Origin of the sequence: Pseudomonas sp. UBA6699 (assembly GCF_002454615.1) — a bacterium.
Lineage (GTDB): Bacteria > Pseudomonadota > Gammaproteobacteria > Pseudomonadales > Pseudomonadaceae > Aquipseudomonas > Aquipseudomonas juntendi.
The window spans coordinates 1-17,422 of sequence record NZ_DKJF01000122.1 but is presented as its reverse complement, the minus strand read 5'-3'; the positions used below and the strand labels follow the sequence as shown (position 1 = coordinate 17,422).

At 63.4% G+C, this 17,422-nt stretch carries 13 protein-coding genes; 5 read left to right on the top strand and 8 right to left on the bottom strand.

Annotation, left to right across the window (positions count from 1 at the left end):
- Positions 1 to 66: 66 nt before the first annotated feature.
- From B3361_RS22360 to ttgA, 5 genes are all read right to left on the bottom strand, one after another.
- Complete coding sequence (locus B3361_RS22360) at positions 67 to 579, bottom strand: DUF962 domain-containing protein (RefSeq protein WP_029887531.1); 513 nt, start codon at positions 577 to 579, stop codon at positions 67 to 69.
- A gap of 205 nt (positions 580 to 784) precedes the next feature.
- Entirely contained in the window at positions 785 to 2,041 is a 1,257-nt protein-coding gene (locus B3361_RS22355; protein WP_054906003.1) for an OprD family porin, read from the bottom strand.
- Between the two features lie 199 nt (positions 2,042 to 2,240).
- On the bottom strand, positions 2,241 to 3,695 hold the full coding sequence (locus tag B3361_RS22350) for an AdeC/AdeK/OprM family multidrug efflux complex outer membrane factor (protein WP_154211094.1): 1,455 nt from the start codon (positions 3,693 to 3,695) through the stop codon (positions 2,241 to 2,243).
- The gene (gene ttgB, locus B3361_RS22345) at positions 3,692 to 6,844 is read right to left on the bottom strand and encodes a multidrug efflux RND transporter permease subunit TtgB (RefSeq protein ID WP_054906005.1); all 3,153 of its coding nucleotides are present in this window, start codon (positions 6,842 to 6,844) and stop codon (positions 3,692 to 3,694) included. Before ttgB ends, B3361_RS22350 begins: the two co-directional genes overlap by 4 nt.
- Positions 6,845 to 6,847: 3 nt before the next feature.
- On the bottom strand, positions 6,848 to 8,002 hold the full coding sequence (ttgA, locus tag B3361_RS22340) for a toluene efflux RND transporter periplasmic adaptor subunit TtgA (protein ID WP_009685610.1): 1,155 nt from the start codon (positions 8,000 to 8,002) through the stop codon (positions 6,848 to 6,850).
- Between the two features lie 259 nt (positions 8,003 to 8,261).
- Here ttgA and ttgR point away from each other — a divergent pair, with 259 nt between their 5' ends.
- Positions 8,262 to 8,894 carry an efflux transport transcriptional regulator TtgR gene (gene ttgR / locus B3361_RS22335; RefSeq protein ID WP_054906006.1) on the top strand — a complete coding sequence of 211 codons (633 nt, stop codon included), beginning with the start codon at positions 8,262 to 8,264 and terminating at the stop codon, positions 8,892 to 8,894.
- Positions 8,895 to 8,999: 105 nt separating this feature from the next.
- On the opposite strand, the gene B3361_RS22330 is transcribed toward ttgR, so the two are convergent.
- Positions 9,000 to 10,451 carry an MDR family MFS transporter gene (locus B3361_RS22330; RefSeq protein WP_054906007.1) on the bottom strand — a complete coding sequence of 484 codons (1,452 nt, stop codon included), beginning with the start codon at positions 10,449 to 10,451 and terminating at the stop codon, positions 9,000 to 9,002.
- Positions 10,452 to 10,889: 438 nt separating this feature from the next.
- Here B3361_RS22330 and B3361_RS22325 point away from each other — a divergent pair, with 438 nt between their 5' ends.
- Positions 10,890 to 11,759: an isocitrate lyase/PEP mutase family protein gene (locus B3361_RS22325; protein WP_009685607.1), complete on the top strand. Its 870-nt coding sequence runs from the start codon at positions 10,890 to 10,892 to the stop codon at positions 11,757 to 11,759.
- A gap of 97 nt (positions 11,760 to 11,856) precedes the next feature.
- Here the strand turns inward: B3361_RS22325 and B3361_RS22320 are convergent, their stop codons facing one another.
- Positions 11,857 to 12,771, bottom strand: coding sequence for a LysR family transcriptional regulator (locus B3361_RS22320; protein WP_054906008.1), 915 nt, complete (start codon positions 12,769 to 12,771; stop codon positions 11,857 to 11,859).
- 103 nt (positions 12,772 to 12,874) lie between these two features.
- Between B3361_RS22320 and B3361_RS22315 the strand changes: the two genes are divergently transcribed.
- A complete protein-coding gene (locus B3361_RS22315) occupies positions 12,875 to 13,750 on the top strand; it encodes an MBL fold metallo-hydrolase (RefSeq protein WP_054906009.1) in 876 nt (291 codons plus the stop codon).
- A 27-nt stretch (positions 13,751 to 13,777) separates the two neighbouring features.
- The gene (locus B3361_RS22310; protein WP_054906010.1) at positions 13,778 to 14,392 is read left to right on the top strand and encodes an NAD(P)-dependent oxidoreductase; all 615 of its coding nucleotides are present in this window, start codon (positions 13,778 to 13,780) and stop codon (positions 14,390 to 14,392) included.
- A gap of 99 nt (positions 14,393 to 14,491) precedes the next feature.
- Here the strand turns inward: B3361_RS22310 and B3361_RS22305 are convergent, their stop codons facing one another.
- Positions 14,492 to 15,367, bottom strand: a complete 876-nt coding sequence (locus B3361_RS22305) for a LysR substrate-binding domain-containing protein (RefSeq protein WP_054906011.1) — start codon at positions 15,365 to 15,367, stop codon at positions 14,492 to 14,494.
- A 113-nt stretch (positions 15,368 to 15,480) separates the two neighbouring features.
- Between B3361_RS22305 and B3361_RS22300 the strand changes: the two genes are divergently transcribed.
- Positions 15,481 to 17,118, top strand: a complete 1,638-nt coding sequence (locus B3361_RS22300) for a 5-guanidino-2-oxopentanoate decarboxylase (RefSeq protein WP_054906012.1) — start codon at positions 15,481 to 15,483, stop codon at positions 17,116 to 17,118.
- The last annotated feature ends 304 nt before the right edge of the window (positions 17,119 to 17,422 follow it).

The following is a 17,422-nucleotide window of genomic DNA, read 5'->3' as shown; positions in this document are numbered from 1 at the left end:
ACACAAGGCCGCTCCTACACAGGTGCCGGGGTTACAGCGCGACACAAGGCCGCTCAGGTGCCACGGTTACATCGAGCGTATGGCCACCGGGCCTGCGTTGCTTTCCACAGCCTGCTTCAGGGCCGGGCACAAGCCCAACATGAAGGCCGCTTCTGCCACCACGAACAAAGGCCCGATGATCAGGCCACTGATGTCGTCCACAAACGCTGGTTTTCGGCCTTCGTAATAGTGGCCGACGAACTGGATGATCCAGCCCAGCACGAACGCGCCCACCCCGGCACCGAGCCACAGGCCGGTAGGCTGCACCGCCAGCACCTGGCCAACCCACAGGCACAAGCCCAGCAACGCCCCCATCACCAGCCCGAAGCGCAGGTCCAGGCGCAGGTAGAACCAGACCGAAGCCGCTGCCGCCAGCAGGGCAGGGGACAGCCATATGCCGGCAACCTCCCACCCGGGGCGGGACAGCAGGATGGTGACTGCCAGCACGATCATGGGGATGCCGATGAAGTGGGTGACGATGTTGCGCGGGTCGCGGTGGTAACTGGCGTACTGGCTCAGGTGGTCGACGAGCGTTTTCATTGTTGTGCCTCCCTGGTTTGCCTGGGCTGGTCAAGCTGCCTGTCAGGGCCCTGCGCGGCGGTTACACGCCGCGACAGGCCCGGTACAGGCAATGGGTATAGCTCAGGATAGCCCGCAGCCACCACTATTATCAGCGGGGCGAATGGCAGGGGCGCCCCGCGGGCTTATCCAGCGGGGCCATGGCGCACATTGGCAGGGCTTACACTTACAGCAGGTTCAGCGGGTAGCTCACGATCAGCCGGTTCTCGTCGAAGGCGTTGGTGCTGAAGTCACGGCGCATGGTGGAGTTGCGCCATTTCACCGACAGGTCCTTGAAACTGCCCGATTGGATCACGTACGCCAATTCGGTTTCCCGGGCCCATTCCTTGCCATCATCAACGTTGCCGACGGTCACGTTCTCACCCTTGATATAGCGGTTCATCAGCGTCAGGCCGGGAACGCCAACAGTGGCGAAGTTGAAGTCATGGCGCACCTGCCAGGAGCGTTCCTTGGCGTTGTCGAAGCTGGAGTTGTAGCTGTCGTTGGCCAGGGTCCCGCCGCTGGTGCCGTTGACCCGCATCCAGGCGTTGTCGCCGCTGACCTTTTGCAGGCCCACGTAGAACGTATGGCCCTGGTAGCGCGCCGAGAACAGCGCCGAGGCGGTACGGTTGTCCAGTTTGCCGGCACGCTCGGCGCCGTCTTCCTTGCCGATGAAGTAGCCCAGGTTGGCGCCCAGGGTCCAGTCGCCCAGCGGCTGGCTGTGGGTCAGGTTCAGGTACTGTTGGTGGTAGATGTCCTTGAGCTGGGCATCCCACAGGCCAATCATGGTGCGTTTGTCGTTGAAGGTGTATTCGCCGCCACCGAAGTTGAACCGGTCGGAGGTGAACGCACCTTTGCCGTTCATCGACATGTCTTCCATGCTGGCGTCGTTGCGCGGGCTGTTGCCGCGGAACTGGCCGGCGTACAGGGTCAGGCCGGCGATTTCCCTGGAGGTCAGCTGGCCACCGCGGAAGGTTTGCGGCAGCGAACGGCCGTCGTCCGAACGCAGGATCGGCAGCACCGGCATCCATTCCCCGACCTTCAGTTCGGTTTCGGAAAGCTTGGCCTTCAACGCCACACCCAGGCGGCCGAAATCATCGGCTGGGCGGCCATCGTCGTGCACGGGTAGCAGGTGGGTGTTGGTGGTGCCTTTGCCACCGTCGAGCTTGACCGAATACAAGCCCAGCACGTCCACGCCGAAACCGATGGTGCCTTGGGTGAAGCCGGAACGGGCATCCAGAATGAAGCTCTGCGTCCATTCTTCGGCCTTGCCCTGTGGGTTGGCCGGGTCAACGAAGTTACGGTTGATGTAGAAGTTGCGCAGGTTGAGGGTGGCCTTGGCGTCTTCCAGGAAACCGCCTTGGTCGGCAGCAAAGACGGGGAGGGCGCAGGACATGGCCAACAGGCCGGGCAGCAGCTGGCGTGCGGTTTGCGAAGTGCTCATCTGTCGTGGATCTCTTGTTTTTATTGGGGCGTTGCGTGGGGGGATGGTGCGGCGTGAGGCGGGGATGAGGCAATTCGTCGCAAACGGAAGGGGGCGATAATCGAACGGAATGTTCCAGTTGGTTAATTACTGACACATTTTGCAGCAACCATGAAAAAGGCCCACCGCCAGGGTGGGCCTTGTGCTGTACCAAGCCAGGTCAGCCTTTGGGTGTATCCACCGCGGCTTGCTGGTTGGCTTGGCCAGTGCGCTCGTACCAGCCGCCACCAAGCGCCTTATACAGGTTGACCTCGCTGGTCAGCTGCGACAGGCGATCGCCGATCAGCGCCTGCTGGGCACTGAACAGGTTGCGCTGGGCGTCGAGGAAGGTCAGGTTGCTGTCGATACCGATACGGTAGCGGCGCTCGGCCAGGCGATAGTAGTCCTGGTTGGCTTGCACCAGGTCGCGTTGGGCCTGCAATTGCTCTTCGAAGGTCTTGCGCGCTGCCAGGCCATCGGAGACTTCCTGGAAGGCCGTCTGGATGGTCTTTTCGTACTTGGCGACGTTGATGTCCTTCTGGATTTTCGAGTAGTCCAGGCTGGCCTTCAGGCTGTCGGCGTTGAAGATCGGCAGGTTGATCTGCGGCTGGAACAGCCAGGTGCCCTGGCCGCCCGAGAACAGGTGTCCCATGTCGGGGCTCAGGCTGCCGGCGTTGGCCGTCAGGCTGATGCTTGGGAAGAACGCTGCGCGGGCGGCGCCGATATTGGCATTGGCGGCCTTGAGCAGGTGTTCGGCTTCCTGGATGTCCGGGCGGCGCTGGAGGATGTCGGACGGCAAGCCGGCCGGTACTTCCGCCAGTTGATCGGCGTCGAGCTCCAGCGGCTTGGGCAGGTTGGCAGGAATGCCGGTGCCCAGCAGCACGGTCAGGCTGTTGACGTCCTGGGCGACCAGGCGCTGGTACTGCGAATACTTGACCCGGGCCCCTTCCACGGCGGTGCGCGCCTGGCTCAAGTCCAGTGCCGAGGCCACGCCCACTTCATTGCTGCGGCGGGTGAGGTTGTAGCTTTCCTCGTAGGTCTTCAGCGTTTCTTCGGTCAGCTTGAACAGCGCCTGGTCGGCCTGCCAGGTGTAGTAGGCGTTGGCCACGCTGGCCACCAGGGCAATTTGCGTGGACCGCCGTGCCTGTTCGCTGGACAGGTAGGTTTCCAGGGCTTGCTCGGTCAGGCTGCGTACCCGGCCGAACAGGTCCAGTTCATAGGCGCTGACACCCAGCGTGGCCGAGTATTGGCTGGTGATGCTGGACTGACCGGTTTGCGACATGTTCGCCGGTACCCGCTGGCGGCTACCGCTGGCGTTGGCGGAAACCGCCGGGAACAGGTCGGCCCGCTGAATGCGATACTGCGCGCGGTACGCGTCGAGGTTCAGTGCGGCAACACGCAGGTCGCGGTTGTTGACCAGCGAAGTCTGGATCAGCTGCTGCAGTGCCGGGTCACGGAAGAACTGGCGCCAGCCCTGTTCGGCAGCGGCGACGTCTGCCGACTGCGTGGGGGAATATGCAGGGCCTTGCGGCCACTGCGCAGCCACCGGCGATTCCGGGGTCTGGTAGTCAGGGATCAGCGAGCAGCCGCCCAGAATGAAAGCGGTTACCGCCAGGGACAACAAAGACTTGGTCATTGCCCAGCCTCATAACGTGGAGTTTCAGGGGTGGCGTCTTTTTCCGGCTTTTTGCTGCCGAACAGCGACGACACTGCGACGAAGAATAGCGGTACCCAGAAGATTGCCAGCACGGTCGCGCTGATCATGCCGCCGATCACGCCGGTGCCGATGGCGTGCTGGCTGCCGGCGCCCGCGCCGCTGGCGATGGTCAACGGTACCACGCCAAGGATGAATGCCAGCGAGGTCATGATGATCGGGCGCAGACGCATGCGGCAGGCTTCGATCGCGGCGTCGTACAGGCTGCGACCCTCCTCGTGCAGTTCCTTGGCGAACTCGACGATCAGAATGGCGTTTTTCGCCGCCAGGCCGATGGTGGTCAACAGGCCGACCAGGAAGTACACGTCGTTGGACAGGCCGCGCAGGCTGGTGGCGATCAGTGCACCGATGATACCCAGCGGTACCACCAGCACCACGGCGATCGGGATCGACCAGCTTTCATACAGCGCTGCCAGGCACAGGAACACGAACAGTACCGAGAGGGCGAACAGTGCCGGCATCTGCGAGCCGGAGAGTTTTTCCTCGTAGGACATGCCGGTCCAGGAGAAGCCCACACCGCTAGGCAGTTCGCCGGCAATACGCTCGACCTCGGCCATGGCTTCACCGGTGCTGTAGCCAGGCGCCGGGGCACCGAGAATCTCCATGGCCTCCACACCGTTGTAACGCGACAGCTTGGGCGAACCGTAGCTCCACTCACCCTTGGCGAAGGAGGAGAACGGCACCATCTCACCAGCGCCATTGCGCACGTACCACTTCTGCAGGTCTTCAGGGCTCATCCGCGCGTTGGCTTCGCCCTGGATGTACACCTTCTTGACCCGGCCACGGTCGATGAAGTCGTTGACGTAGCTGGCACCTAAGGCAATGGACAGGGTGTTGTTGATGTCGGCGATGGTCACGCCCAGGGCGCTGGCACGCTCGTCATCGATGGTCAGCTGGTACTGCGGCTCGTCGTTCAGGCCGTTCGGGCGTACGCCACTGAGCACTTTGCTCTGCGACGCCTTGGCCAGGAACTCGTTGCGCGCTTCCATCAGCTTGGCATGGCCGACACCACCGCGGTCCTGCAGGAACACGTCGAAACCGGTGGCGTTACCCAGTTCCAGCACCGCCGGTGGGGCAAACGCGAACACCATGGCATCGCGGAAGGTGAAGAAGTGCTGCTGGGCGCGTTGGGCCAAGGCGAACACGCTGTTTTCCTGGGACCGTTCACCCCATGGCTTGAGCATGATGAATGCCATGCCCGAGCTTTGGCCACGGCCGGCGAAGTTGAAGCCGTTGACGGTGAATACCGACGACACGGTGTCGGCTTCATCCTTGAGCAGGTATTCGCGCATCTGGTCGACCACCACCTGGGTGCGCTCGGCACTGGAGCCGGCCGGGGTCTGCACCTGGGCGAACAGCACGCCCTGGTCTTCCTCGGGCAGGAACGCGGTAGGGATACGGGCGAACAGCCAGATCATGCCAACCACGATCAGTGCATAGGCCAGCAGGAACGGCACCTTGTTGCGCAGGATGGCGCCCACGCTGCGCTCGTAGCCGTTGACGCTGCGGTCGAAGTTGCGGTTGAACCAGCCGAAGAAGCCACCTTTGGCGGTGTGGTGCTCGCCCTTTTTCAGCGGCTTGAGCATGGTCGCGCACAGGGCAGGGGTGAAGATCAGCGCCACCAGCACCGACAGCCCCATGGCCGAAACGATGGTGATGGAGAACTGCCGGTAGATTACGCCGGTGGAGCCACTGAAGAACGCCATGGGCAGCAGAACCGCCGACAGCACCAGGGCGATACCCACCAGGGCGCCCTGGATCTGCTCCATGGAGCGCTTGGTCGCCTCCTTGGGCGGCAGGCCGTCTTCGGACATGACCCGCTCGACGTTCTCCACCACGACGATGGCATCGTCCACCAGCAAACCGATGGCCAGCACCATGGCGAACATGGTCAGGGTGTTGATGCTGAAACCCGCAGCAGCAAGGATGCCGAAGGTACCCAGCAACACTACCGGCACGGTCATGGTGGTGATGATGGTGGCGCGGAAGTTCTGCAGGAACAGGTACATCACCAGGAACACCAGCACCACCGCTTCGATCAGCGTATGGATTACGCCACTGATCGACTCGGTGACCACCGGCGTGGTGTCATACGGGAATACCGCTTTCACCCCAGGTGGGAAGAAGGGTTCCAGGTCGCTGATGGTCTGGCGCAGCGCCTTGGCCGTGTCCAGGGCGTTGGCCCCGGTTGCCAGCTTCACGGCCAGACCGGAGGCGGGCTTGCCGTTGAACTGGGCGCTGATGGCATAGTTTTCACCGCCCAGGCCAACCTCGGCGACATCCCCCAGGCGCACCTGGGAACCGTCGTTGTTGACCTTGAGCAGGATCTTCTCGAACTGCTCGGCGGTCTGCAGGCGGGTCTTGCCGATGATGGTCGCGTTCAGCTGGGTACCCGGCATGGCCGGCAGGCCGCCAAGCTGGCCGGAGGACACCTGCACGTTCTGCGCAGCCACGGCATTCTTGACGTCGACCGGGGTCAGCTGAAACTTGTTCAGCTTGGCCGGGTCGAGCCAGATGCGCATGGCGTACTGTGCACCGAACACCTGGAAGTCGCCCACACCGGCAGTACGCGAGATCGGGTCCTGCATGTTGGAGACGATGTAGTTGGCCAGGTCGTCCTTGGTCATGCTGCCGTCTTCGGACACCAGGCCGATCACCATCAGGAAGTTCTTCACTGCCTTGGTAACACGGATACCTTGCTGCTGCACTTCCTGCGGCAGCAGCGGGGTGGCCAGGTTGAGCTTGTTCTGCACCTGCACCTGCGCAGTGTCGGGGTTGGTGCCTTGCTCGAAGGTGGCGGTAATGGTCATGCTGCCGTCGGAGTTGCTTTCCGACGACACATAACGCAGGTTGTCGATACCGTTGAGCTGCTGCTCGATCACCTGGACCACGGTGTCCTGCACGGTCTGCGCCGAAGCGCCCGGGTAGGTCACGGCGATGGCGATGGCCGGCGGCGCGATGCTGGGGTACTGGTTGATCGGCAGCTTCAGGATCGACAAGGCCCCGACCAGCATGATCACCAAGGCGATCACCCAGGCGAAGATCGGGCGATCGATAAAGAACTTCGACATGGTTTACTCCGCTTTGGCGTCTGCTTTCGCCGCGTTGGCCTGATCAGGGCTGCCCGGCTTCTTGACGTTGGTGGCTTCGCTGACCTTGACCTCGACGCCAGGGCGCACGTACTGCAGGCCTTCGGTGATCAGGCGGTCACCCGGGTTGAGGCCTTCTTCGATCAGCCAGTCGCTGCCCAGGGTTCGGTTGGCCTTGAGCTGACGCAGTTCGACCTTGTTGTCCTTGTTCACCACCAGCGCGGTTGGCGCACCTTTCAGGTCGCGGGTAACGCCCTGTTGCGGGGCCAGAATGGCGTTGGCGTTGACCCCGGCCTTCAACCGCGCATGCACGAACATACCGGGCAGCAGGGTGTGGTCAGGGTTGGGGAACAGCGCACGCAGGGTCACCGAGCCGGTGGTCTCGTCGACTGCAACTTCCGAGAACTCCAGGCGGCCTTCCTGCTTGAACAGGCTGCCGTCTTCGAGCACCAGCTGTACCGAGGCGGCGTTGTCGCCAGCCTTCTGCAACTGGCCGCTTTCCAGGTCGCGGCGCAGCTTGAGCAGCTCGGCAGTGGACTGGGTAACGTCGACGTAGATCGGGTCGAGTTGCTGGATGGTGGCCATGGCGTTGGTCTGGCCGTTGTTCACCAGCGCACCTTCGGTGACCGCTGAGCGGCCGATACGCCCGCTGATAGGGGCCAGCACCTTGGTGTAGCGCAGGTCGATCTGTGCACTTTTCAGCGATGCTTCTGCTTGCAACCGTTTGGCATTGGCGTCGTCGTATTCCTGCTTCGACACGGCCTGCTCGTCGATCAGTTGCTTGTAACGCTCGGCCAGCGAGCGGGTAGCTTGCAGGTTGGCCTGGGCGTTACCCAGCGCTGCCTCGTACACGGCAGGGTCGATCTGGTAGAGCTGCTGGCCTTCCTTGACGTCGCTGCCTTCCTTGAACAGGCGCTTGAGAATGATGCCATTGACCTGCGGGCGCACTTCGGCAATGCGGTAGGCACTGGTGCGCCCCGGCAATTCCGAGGTCAGGGTGAAAGGTTGTGGCTGGATGGTTACGACGCCGACCTGAGGAGCCTGCGCCGCTGGCGCTGCTTCTTCTTTCTTACAGCCACTGAGCAGTGTTGCCAGGGCGACGGCGGAAACCAGAGCGGTAACGGCTGGCTTGAATTGCATGAGGATCCTCGGGTCGCAGGAGCAGGTAGACGCTCAAGAATAATGGAAGAGTCGAGATCTGGAGAAATTTGCTATCCGGTAGATAAATAGCTTGCTAAGGAATATACTTACATTCATGGTTGTTTGTAAATACCGCTTGGTTGTACCCAGGTACCGCCACAGCCCGTGATTAGCCCCGCCGCGAGGCGCCCTGCAGAGGTGCCCGCGAAATGTTTCCCCGTGCGCAGCGTGCGTTCGGGCCCGATGAGGTTGTACTGCCATGGTCCGTCGAACCAAAGAGGAAGCCCAGGAAACCCGCGCCCAGATCATCGAGGCAGCGGAGAAGGCCTTCTACAAGCGCGGGGTTGCGCGAACCACGCTGGCCGACATCGCCGCGTTGGCGGGGGTGACCCGCGGGGCGATCTACTGGCACTTCAACAACAAGGCCGAACTGGTGCAGGCGTTGCTCGACAGCCTGCATGAAACCCATGACCATTTGGCGCGCGCGAGCGAAAGCGAGGACGAGGTCGACCCGCTGGGCTGCATGCGCAAGCTGCTGTTGCAGGTGTTCAACGAGCTGGTGCTCGATGCCCGAACCCGGCGTATCAATGAGATCCTGCATCACAAGTGCGAGTTCACCGATGACATGTGTGAGATTCGCCAGCAGCGCCAGGCCGCAGTGCTGGATTGCCACAGGGGCATTACCCTGGCCCTGGCCAATGCCGTGCGCCGGGGCCAGTTGCCGGGCGAGCTGGATGTCGAGCGCGCGGCGGTGGCCCTGTTTGCCTATGTCGATGGCCTGATCGGGCGCTGGCTGTTGTTGCCGGACAGCATTGAACTGTTGGCGGATGTCGACAAATGGGTCGACACCGGGCTGGATATGCTGCGCTTGAGCCCGGCGCTGCGCAAATGACTCTTTGTTAAGGATTGTGAGGGAGTGTTTCCGCTTTGTATTAAGGGACGATTAATGCGTTGCGTGCCCTCAGCCAGGCACCGTGCCTGCACCATGGCCAGGTGCTCAACGGCCGCGCAGTTGCCGGTCCGGTAACGCCACCGCCGCGATCAGCCCTAGCACCGCGACCACCGCGCTGCCCAGCAACAGCTGGCGGAATGTCTGCAGCAACCGCCCTTGGGTCGCCTCGTCCACCTCTCCCGCCTTCAAGCTCCCCAGCAACGGGTTACCGAGCAATTCGAAACCGCCCTGGTGCAGCAGTGCCAGCAACAGGCTGGACATGCATGCCACGCCCATGGCCCCGCCCAGCGAGCGGAACAGGTTGGTGGTGCTGGTGGCGACGCCGATGTCCTGGCTGGCCACCGCGCTTTGCGTGGCTACCAGCGAGGTCGGGAACTGCAGGCCACAGGCTATCCCGGTCAACAGCATGAACAGTGCGCTGGGCAACGCCGACTGCGGCGAGGTGAAGGCCATGCCGACGATGGCCAGCGGCATCAATGTTGCGCCGGCAAGGATCTGCGGTTTGTAGCGCCCGGTGAGGCTGGTCATGCGGCCACCGGTGAACGCCCCCATGGGCAGCCCCATCACCAGCGGTAGCAGGTGCAGGGCGGCGCTGTCGGCACCGGCACCGGTGATGCCTTGGTAGCGCAAGGGCATGAGCATGGTCAGGGAGATGGACTGGAAGCTGGCAAAGAAGATCACCCCCCAACACAGCACGGCTACCCGATTGCCGAACAGGCCAAGTGGCAGCAACGGTTCCGCGCAGCGGCTTTCGTGGGCAATGAACAAGCCCAGGCCCAGCACGGCGCAGGCGAACAATGCCAGCACGGCCGGGTCGCCCCAGCCTTGGCCCTGGCCGACCAGGGTAATGCCCAGCAGCAGGCTGCCCAGGCCGAGAATCAACAGTACAGCGCCAAGGTAGTCGACCTGGGCCTGGCGGTGTTGTACCGGCATGCCCGCCAAGGCTCGGTGAATCGACCACAAGGCCAGCAGCCCCAGCGGCAGGTTGATCCAGAAAACGCCGCGCCACGACAGGTATTCGGTCAACCAACCGCCCAGCACGGGCCCGGCGACACTGGCCACGGCATACATGCTGCTGAAGTAGCCCTGATAACGGCCACGCTCGCGGGGCGGCACGAAGTCACCGATGATCGCCTGGCTGACCGAGACCATGCCGCCTGCGCCGATGCCTTGCAGTACCCGGGTCAGCACCAGTTGCTGCATGTCCTGGGCCAGCGCGCAGGCGATCGAGGCCAGGGTGAACAGGCTGATGCCGGTCAGGATCATGCGCCGTCGGCCGTACAGGTCGCCCAGTTTGCCGTAGATGGGCACGGCGATGGTCATGGCGACCATGTAGCCGGAAATGACCCAGGCCAGCAGGCCGACGTCGTTGAACTGGGCCGAGATGGCTGGCAGCGAGACGGCGACAATGGTCTGGTCCAGGGCGCCGAGAAAGATCGCCAGCATCAGGGCGGTGAGCACGTTGCGCAGGGTGGTGGGGGGCAGGGCGGCGGTCACGGGGGTACCTTGGTTATCGGTTTTGGCATCTTCGCTGGCATGCTCGCTCCCACAGGTAACGATCAGGCTCGAGCATGAGCCGTATCCGTGGGAGCGGGCGTGCCCGCGAACAGGCCCTCGAATTGTAACCCGAGTTAGGTAGCTTCCTATGTACTAACTGCATCCCCTATGCCGAATCGGCATTGGCGTATTCATCCAGTGCAGCATGGCCGCGTGATATCGTTGGTATGCCACAGGGGCCGATTGCCGCGGGTTGCACCAGCTTGGTGCAACATTATGCCGCAGGTTTCACGGGCCCCTGTCTCCCACACCTTTTATTCCTCTGCCTGCATGCCGAGCATGACCGCCCACATGGCGACGGTTGGAACAGGTCAGGTAGACCCGATTGCAGGGGTCGGTAGTTACCGTTCAAAATTTGCACATAATTGCGGAGTGATCATGCCCAAGGCTTCCCATCAAGATCTGCGTTTTGCCTTCCGCGAGCTGCTCGCTTCAGGTTCCTGTTACCACACCGCCTCGGTGTTCGATCCGATGTCGGCACGCATTGCGGCTGACCTGGGGTTCGAGGTCGGTATCCTCGGCGGCTCGGTCGCCTCGTTGCAGGTGCTGGCTGCGCCGGACTTTGCGTTGATCACCCTCAGTGAGTTCGTCGAGCAGGCCACCCGGATTGGCCGGGTGGCGCAGTTGCCGGTGCTGGCCGACGCCGACCATGGCTATGGCAACGCACTGAACGTGATGCGCACGGTGATCGAGCTGGAGCGCGCCGGGGTGGCTGCCCTGACCATCGAGGACACCCTGCTGCCAGCCCAGTTCGGGCGCAAGTCCACCGACCTGATCCCGGTTGATGAGGGCGTTGGCAAGATCCGGGCGGCATTGGAGGCCCGGGTCGATTCGTCGTTGTCGATCATCGCCCGTACCAATGCCGGCGTGCTCACCACCGAAGAAATCATCGTGCGTACCCAGAGCTACCAGAAGGCCGGTGCCGATGGCATCTGCATGGTGGGCGTAAAGGACTTCGAGCAGCTCGAAAAGATCGCCGAGCACCTGACCGTGCCGCTGATGCTGGTCACCTATGGCAACCCGAACCTGCATGACGACGAGCGCCTGGCACGCCTGGGCGTGCGCATAGCCGTCGATGGCCACGCGGCGTACTTTGCTGCAATCAAAGCCACCTACGACTGCTTGCGGCTGCAGCGCGGCAAGCAGAACAAGTCGGACAACCTCAGCGCCACCGAACTCTCGCACACCTACACCCAGCCCGAGGACTACATCCGCTGGGCCAAGGAGTACATGAGCGTCGAGGAGTGACCGGCAGCGCGCCGTCAACTCAACGGACGGCGCTCAAGGTACAGCGACAGATGGGACCAAGGTGCATAGCCATGCCGGCTGGCCGGCGATGAGGCCATCATGCCCATGACAGATCGCGGTCCCACTCTGGGTCGTCCTTGAACCGCTCCACCAGAAAATCCAGCATGCTGCGCAAGGTGGCCGGCATGTGCTTGCGCGAGGTGTACACCGCATTCAGGTTCAGCTCGCGCGGCCTGGCGTGTGCCAGCAGCCGCACCAGTTCACCTTTGCGCAGGGCGTCGGCGGCCTGGTAGGTCGGCAACATGGCAATGCCGGCCCCAGCCAGTGCCGCCTTCTGCAAGGTCATTGCCTCATTGGCGCTGATGTTGCCGGCCACCGGCACGCTCACCTGCTGGCCGGCCACGTCGAAGTGCCACAGGCTATGGCCGAAGTAGGCATGGGTCAGGCAGTTGTGCCGGCTCAGTTCCTCGACCTGTTGCGGGGTGCCATGCTTGTGCAGATAGGCGGGTGCCGCACAGACCACCGACCGGCACACGCTCAGCCGCCTGGCAATCAGGTTGGGGTCCAGGTCGTTGCTGGTGCGGATGGCCAGGTCGATGCGCTCGTCTACCAGGTTGACGGTGCGGTCGAGCATCTGCAGTTCAACCTTCACACCGGGGTAACGCTGCACATAAGCCGCGATGGCATCCACCAGTTGGGCCTGGCCGAACGAGGTGCTGACGCTGATGCGCAATGCCCCCTTGGGGGCATCGTCCGGCTGTTGTACTGCGGCCTGCAGTTCACCTGCCAGGTCCAGCAATTGCCGGCAACGGGGCAGGGTTTCCTGGCCGGCGGCCGTTAGGCTGAGCTTGCGTGTGGTGCGTTGCATCAGGCGTGCACCCACCCAGTCTTCCAGCTCGGCCACGTAACGCGATACGACCGGACGCGACAGTTGCAGGTGATCCGCCGCCGCTGACTGGCTGCCCAGGTCGACAACGGTGACAAAGACGCGCATGGCGTTCAGACGGTCCATGACTTGCTCGCTTTCAGAAACAAACTATGTCCAAGCATCGCATTTTTTGTTACGGATCGGGCAACTAAGCTGTGGGGCATCGATCTAGCGGAAGGCTTACCCAATGCCCCTTTTCACCCCACTGCGTGGCCTGTTGCTGGCCTGCGTCACCCTCGCCGGGCCGGCCATGGCCGCCGAGCCTTTGCACCTGGAAGTCTACAACCCCGGCCACGACGCTATTTTCCCGGTGAGCTCGGTAATCGTCAGTGGCGAGCACGATGCGGTGCTGGTCGATGCCCAGTTCGGCAAGGCCCAGGCCGAGCAACTGGTGCAACGCCTGCGGGCGGGTGGCAAGCACCTGACCAGCATCTACATCAGCCACGGTGACCCGGATTACTACTTTGGCCTGGATACCCTGACCCAGGCGTTCCCCGACGCCAAGGTGCTGGCTTCGGCTGCCACCGTTGCGCACATCCGCCAGACCATGGAGGCCAAGCTGGCCTACTGGGGGCCGCAGATGGGGGCCGACAAACCGGCGCGGCTGGTGCTGCCTCAGGTGCTCGAAGGCGACCGCCTGACCCTGGAGGGGCAAGCCCTGGAAGTGGTCGGCCTGGACGGCCCTCAGCCTGACCGCAGTTTCGTCTGGATCCCTTCGATCAAGGCCGTGGTCGGCGGTGTCGTGGTAGCCGAACACATTCATGTGTGGATGGCGGATACGCAAACGCCCAAGTCCCATGCCGACTGGCTGAGCACCCTGGCGCGCATCGAAGCGCTGGCGCCGCGCACGGTCGTCCCGGGCCACTACCTGGGCGATAGCAGCCGTTCGTTGCAGGCCGTGCGTTTCACGGCCAACTACATTCGCGATTTCGACAGCGAGGCCGCCAAGGCGAAAGATGCCGGCGCTCTGATCAAGGCGATGAAGCAGCGTTACCCGGGCCTGGCCGATGAAAGCTCGCTGGAGCTGGGGGCCAAGGTCGCCAAGGGCGAAATGAAGTGGTAATTCCGTTCAATTGATGGAGCGTATGACATGAGCAAGATTGCAATCATCGGCGCCACCGGTCGTGCTGGCAGCCAGTTGCTGGAAGAGGCCCTGCGCCGTGGCCATGACGTGGTGGCGATTGCCCGCGACCCGTCGCAGCTGCAGGGGCGTGACGGGGTGACCATCAAGGCGCTGGATGCCAAGGACGGCACAGCCCTGGAGGCAGCAGTGACAGGTGTGGACGCAGTCCTGACTGCAGCGCACTTCTCCACCATCGAGCCGCAGGCGATCATCGAGCCGGTCAAGCGTGCCGGGGTCAAACGCCTGCTGGTGGTTGGCGGTGCCGCCAGCCTGTTGCTGCCGTCGGGGCAGCGGGTGATCGACAGCCCGGATTTCCCGGAGGCCTACAGGGCCGAGGCCACGGGCGGTGTGCGTTTTCTGGAGGCGTTGCAGGGCGAGCAGGACCTGGACTGGACCTTCCTCTCACCGTCGGCGGAGTTTGTTGAAGGCGAGCGCAGCGGGCACTACACGCTGGGCAAGGACCATCTGCTGATCGCTGCGGATGGCAAGAGCTGGATCACCTTTGCCGACTATGCGATTGCCATGCTGGATGAGCTGGAGCAACCGCAGCATTCGCGGCAGCGGTTCACGGTCGGGTATTGAGTCGCCTGCTTCGCGGGCTCGCCCGCTCCCACAGGTATTGCACAGGTTTCAAAATCCTGTGCGTCACCTGTAGGAGCGGGCGAGCCCGCGAACAGGCCTTCACAAGCTGGCCTGGCCCTCCAGCCAGTCCAGCAACTCCAGCAACCCCGCGGGCAGGTTCCTGGCCTGGCTCACCAGGTAGTAGCCCTTACCGGTCCGCACCTTCAGCGCAAACGGCATGCAAAGCCGCCCGCTACGCAAGTCATCGCCAATCAGCGACCAATCACCGATAGCCACGCCTGTCCCCTGCGACGCCATGGCCATGGCCATGTCCAGCGTTTCGAAGTGCTGCTTCGGCCCCTGCGCAGCCAGCGTTACCCCAGCCGCCTGCAGCCATAACCGCCAATCATGCTCATCCCGCGAGGGGTGCAGCAACATGTGCCGCGCCAGGTCTTCAACCTGCTGCAAGGGCAGCGGCCCCTCACGCAAAGACGGTGCGCACACCGGCGTCAGTTGCTCATCGAACAGCTTGCGCACCTGCAGCCCGTGGTTCGGTGCCTCGCCATAGACCACCGCGGCATCAAAGCCCTCGCGGCGCAAATCCACGCCATGCTGAACGGTCGTGGTCAGTTCCACCGGTACATCCGGGCGCAGTGCCTGCCACTCCATCAAGCGCGGCAGCAGCCAGCGCATCACGCACGTGGGGGCCTTCAACTGCAGGGTCGTGCTGTGCTCTCCCACCTCACGCACCCCTTGTTCGATCAGCGCAAACACCTGTTGCACCCGTGGCAGCCAGTCCTGGCCTTCACGGGTCAGGCTCAAACCGCGGGCCTGGCGCTGGAACAGGGCATAACCCAAGTGCTGCTCCAGGGCGGCGATCTGCCGGCTGACGGCGCCCTGGGTGATGTGCAACTGCTGCCCGGCGCGGGTGAAATTGCAGCACTGGGCAGTGATCAGGAAGGTATGCAAGGCGGGTAGGGGCGGGAGGCGTTTCATCGCAATAAGCCATGACTTCAGGACATGGCTAGTATGTGTTTTTTTGCATTGTGGCGATAGCCTTGGCTTGGGTCCAATAAGCGCATAACCCAACAAGATTGATGGTGAACCCCATGGCAACCTGCGGCGAAGTGCTGGTCAAACTCCTTGAAGGCTATGGCGTGGACCATGTCTTCGGCATCCCCGGCGTGCATACGGTGGAGCTGTACCGAGGCCTGGCGGGCTCGTCCATTCGCCATATCACCCCGCGCCACGAGCAGGGCGCCGGGTTCATGGCTGACGGCTATGCGCGCACCCGTGGCAAACCCGGGGTGTGCTTCATCATTACCGGCCCGGGCATGACCAACATCGCCACCGCCATGGGCCAGGCCTATGCCGATTCGATTCCGATGCTGGTGATCTCCAGCGTGCAGTCGCGTGACCAGTTGGGCGGTGGCCGTGGCAAGCTGCACGAGTTGCCTGACCAGGCGGCGCTGGTGGCGGGTGTCGCGGCGTTTTCGCACACCCTGATGAATGCAGCCGACCTGCCACAGGTATTGGCGCGGGCCTTCGCGGTATTCGACAGCGCCCGGCCGCGCCCGGTGCATATCGAAATACCGCTGGATGTGCTGGTTCAGCCCGCCGACCAACTGTTGCCGGGCCGCCCGGTACGGGGTAACCGGGCAGGGGCTGCACCGCAGGCCGTGGCGCAGATGGCTGAACGCCTGGCCAGCGCGCGGCGGCCATTGATCTTGGCCGGTGGGGGTGCCTTGGCAGCAGGTGCTGCGTTGGCCCGCCTGGCCGAGCACCTGCAGGCACCGGTAGCCCTGACCATCAATGCCAAGGGCTTGCTGCCATCCAGCCACCCGCTGCAGATTGGCTCGACCCAGTCGCTACCGGCTACGCGGGCGCTGGTGGCCGAGGCCGACGTGGTGCTGGCGATCGGTACCGAACTGGCCGAAACCGATTATGACGTGACCTTCAAAGGCGGTTTCGACATCCCGGGGAGCCTGCTGCGCATCGACATCGACCCGGACCAGACCGTGCGCAACTACCTGCCGGAACTGGCACTGGTGGCCGATGCCGAACTGGCTGCCGAAGCGCTGCTGGCGGCCTTGCAGGCGCAGCCGCAGGGGATACACGACCGCAACTGGGGGCGGGCTCGCGTGACCAGGCTGCGGGAAGCCTTGGCAACCGGCTGGGACCAGCCGACCCTGAGCCAGACACGCTTGTTGACGGCCATCGTGCAGCGCCTGCCCGGTGTTGTGCTGGTGGGCGATTCTACCCAGCCGGTCTACACCGGTAACCTGACCTTGGACATGGACCAGCCGCGCCGCTGGTTCAACGCCTCGACGGGGTACGGCACCCTGGGCTATGCCTTGCCGGCGGCCATGGGTGCCTGGTTGGGCAGTGCCGAGCACGCTGCTGAGCGGGCGCCAGTGGTGTGCCTGATTGGCGATGGCGGCCTGCAGTTCACGCTGCCGGAGTTGGCCAGTGCCGTGGAGGCGCAGGTGCCGTTGATCGTGCTGCTGTGGAATAACCAAGGCTACGAAGAGATCAAGAAGTACATGCTCAACCGGGCGATCGAGCCGGTCGGGGTGGATATCCATACCCCAGACTTCATCGGCGTGGCGCGGGCGTTGGGGGCCGCAGCGCAGAGCGTGGCGGATGTGGCGCAATTGCAGGCGGCGCTGGGGCAGGCGGTGGAGCGCAAGGGGCCGACATTGATCCAGGTAGACCAGCACCAGTGGCAGGGCACGGTTGTCGGTTGAACCTTGAGTCTTGGGTTGCTGGTGCCGGCCCTATCGCTGGCAAGCCAGCTCCCACAAATGGACTGCCCCCAATAAGTGGGACACCAATCCAATTTCTTGGGGGGCAGTCCACCCTGTGGGAGATTCTATGGTTCCTGGCAAGGGTAGCCGGAGCATCTTCAGCGCCTGTGAGATCGAGCCCCGCCCGCGCGGCGCAATCGCGAGCTGCGCTCGCTCCTACGTCTGTTTCGGGCCAGTAACCCCTGTGCCAGATGCGCGCGGCCGCCTTGTTCGTACGACGCGACTTTGAGGCATGCGCCAAGAG

Coding starts and splice junctions, on each gene's coding strand:
- B3361_RS22360 (WP_029887531.1), bottom strand. CDS start 579: ATGAAAACGCTCGTCGACCACCTGAGCCAGTACGCCAGTTACCACCGC.
- B3361_RS22355 (WP_054906003.1), bottom strand. CDS start 2,041: ATGAGCACTTCGCAAACCGCACGCCAGCTGCTGCCCGGCCTGTTGGCC.
- B3361_RS22350 (WP_154211094.1), bottom strand. CDS start 3,695: ATGACCAAGTCTTTGTTGTCCCTGGCGGTAACCGCTTTCATTCTGGGC.
- ttgB (WP_054906005.1), bottom strand. CDS start 6,844: ATGTCGAAGTTCTTTATCGATCGCCCGATCTTCGCCTGGGTGATCGCC.
- ttgA (WP_009685610.1), bottom strand. CDS start 8,002: ATGCAATTCAAGCCAGCCGTTACCGCTCTGGTTTCCGCCGTCGCCCTG.
- ttgR (WP_054906006.1), top strand. CDS start 8,262: ATGGTCCGTCGAACCAAAGAGGAAGCCCAGGAAACCCGCGCCCAGATC.
- B3361_RS22325 (WP_009685607.1), top strand. CDS start 10,890: ATGCCCAAGGCTTCCCATCAAGATCTGCGTTTTGCCTTCCGCGAGCTG.
- B3361_RS22320 (WP_054906008.1), bottom strand. CDS start 12,771: ATGGACCGTCTGAACGCCATGCGCGTCTTTGTCACCGTTGTCGACCTG.
- B3361_RS22315 (WP_054906009.1), top strand. CDS start 12,875: ATGCCCCTTTTCACCCCACTGCGTGGCCTGTTGCTGGCCTGCGTCACC.
- B3361_RS22310 (WP_054906010.1), top strand. CDS start 13,778: ATGAGCAAGATTGCAATCATCGGCGCCACCGGTCGTGCTGGCAGCCAG.
- B3361_RS22305 (WP_054906011.1), bottom strand. CDS start 15,367: ATGAAACGCCTCCCGCCCCTACCCGCCTTGCATACCTTCCTGATCACT.
- B3361_RS22300 (WP_054906012.1), top strand. CDS start 15,481: ATGGCAACCTGCGGCGAAGTGCTGGTCAAACTCCTTGAAGGCTATGGC.